Annotated in this window: 1 protein-coding gene and 1 pseudogene; both read left to right on the forward strand. The window is 58.5% G+C overall.

The genetic code is table 11. From position 1 onward, the window contains the following. Nucleotides 1–63 precede the first annotated feature (63 nt). Nucleotides 64–426, forward strand: a pseudogene (locus tag P3T25_RS48575) (helix-turn-helix domain-containing protein); the annotation flags it as partial. A 279-nt stretch (nucleotides 427–705) separates the two neighbouring features. Continuing rightward, nucleotides 706–975: a DUF1488 family protein gene (locus P3T25_RS48580; RefSeq protein WP_429364897.1), complete on the forward strand. Its 270-nt coding sequence runs from the start codon at nucleotides 706–708 to the stop codon at nucleotides 973–975. Nucleotides 976–1170 lie beyond the last annotated feature (195 nt).

Raw genomic sequence — 1170 nt, forward strand, 5'->3', positions numbered from 1 at the left:
TAGAAATGTCGTGTTCTGGTCTCGGTATGCTTGCCGGTTCCCTGCGGGATTACGGAGCCGGCCATGCATCCAGCGACACTGGTGACATTGAACATGCGCGAACTCGATCGACTGAAGGTGATCCAGGCTGTTGTGGATAGGGTTCTGAAACCTGGACGTGCTGCCGAACGACTGGGCCTGACCGTGCGGCAGATCGAGCGGCTGGTAATCCGATACCATGAATCAGGCGCAGCGGGCCTGGTCTTACGCGAACGCGGCCGACCGGGTAACCGGCGGCTGGACGACGACGAGGCCCAGCGCGCCCTGGCGATTATCCGCGAGCGCTACACCGATTTCGGGCCGACGCTGGCCTGCGAGAAGCTGTACGAATGCCACGGCATACGTCTGGCGAAGGAAACGGTCCGCAGGCTGATGACGGATGCGGGCCCGAAAAAGCTCACCATGACGGAGATTGTTGATTTCAAATACGCAACTAACCGTCTGTGCCGATTGCGTACACGTCACAGCACAAAACCGCCTGCAACACGTCAGCCGTCTGAAGAAATAACGAGCAGGTACATCGTCGGCGGTTATCGATAGCGGATGCCTGGTGAAGCTGAACCGTTGCGTCATTGACGATTGCGCTGCTTTCGACTTCTGGTAGATTAATCGCTTAGCGGTGCAGTACAAATACAAAGACCGCGAATAATATTTTCGAGGTACGCCATGGGAGCTCTTGATCGCGCGGCCGCCGTCTCGCCGGACGGACGCGCCGTGGTTTTCATGCGGTCGATCCGCGGCCGCGAAGTTGAAGGCGCAATTGCGCGTGACGCACTCGAAGAGCATTTCTGGCTGCCGTGTAGCGCCGACGTGACGCGCACGCTCAAAACATTTGAAAACGGCCGCAACCGCGTTGTCGCGGTCGCACAAAGAAAGTTACTTGCGCGGCCAGACGAGCGACTGTCGCTAACTGCCAACGACTTCGTGGCGCGGTAAGCGACCATTCGCTAGGGTGTTTCTCGCGTCGAGACCAGTGATGCCGGTGCGGTAGGCTTCACGGCTGTCTTGAACAAGCGGGCGCATCGTCTTAAGGAACCGGGCTTCCGTGCCAATTTCGACTTTCGCTAACCGGCCGCTTACAAGGGGTATCGGGCAGCAATCACTCAAGAAATTGCCCGCTAGTGCCACGCG

The sequence above is a fragment of the Paraburkholderia sp. GAS32 genome (assembly GCF_050434225.1).
Taxonomy (GTDB): Bacteria; Pseudomonadota; Gammaproteobacteria; order Burkholderiales; family Burkholderiaceae; genus Paraburkholderia; species Paraburkholderia madseniana.